1 protein-coding gene is annotated in these 517 nt (G+C 62.3%); it reads right to left on the reverse strand.

What is annotated here, in order from left to right; all coding sequences use genetic code 11:
- A partial coding sequence (locus tag B3V69_RS04195) for a DNA polymerase thumb domain-containing protein (protein ID WP_414707461.1) occupies window positions 1-517 on the reverse strand: 517 nt, incomplete at both ends.

A 517-nucleotide genomic window follows, 5' to 3' on the forward strand; every position in this document is an offset into this window, starting at 1 on the left:
AGCTCGCCCGCCTTCGCCAGCGAGCCCACGCGAACCCCGAGCAAACGCAGGCGTTGATCCAGCGGCACGCGTTTGAGACAAAGCCCGGCCGTTTGGCGAATGGTCTGGGGGTCTGCGGTATACCGATCGAGGGTCTGGTCGCGGGTCACGCTTTTAAAGTCATCGAAACGCAGCTTGATGCCGATGGTTTTTCCCGCATAGCCTTTGCGCTGCAAGTCGTTGGCCACTTGCTGGCACAGCCGCGTGAAGATGGCGCCCAACTCGGCTTTGTCGCGCACGGCGTGCAGGTCGCGCTCGAAGGTGGTCTCGCGGCTCATGGAAACGGGTTCGCTCTCCAGCACCACCGGCCGCTCGTCGCGGCCGCGGGCGGCGTCAAACATCCAGGCGCCGGTTTTCTTGCCAAAGTGGGCCACCAGCCATGGCAGATCCTTTTCAGCCAGCTCACCAATAGTCTCAATCCCCAGGTTTTTCAGCTTTTCGTCGGCCTTGGGGCCAATGCCGTTGATCTTGCGGCAGG

Origin of the sequence: Rhodoferax sp. UBA5149 (assembly GCF_002413825.1) — a bacterium.
Taxonomy (GTDB): Bacteria; Pseudomonadota; Gammaproteobacteria; order Burkholderiales; family Burkholderiaceae_C; genus Rhodoferax.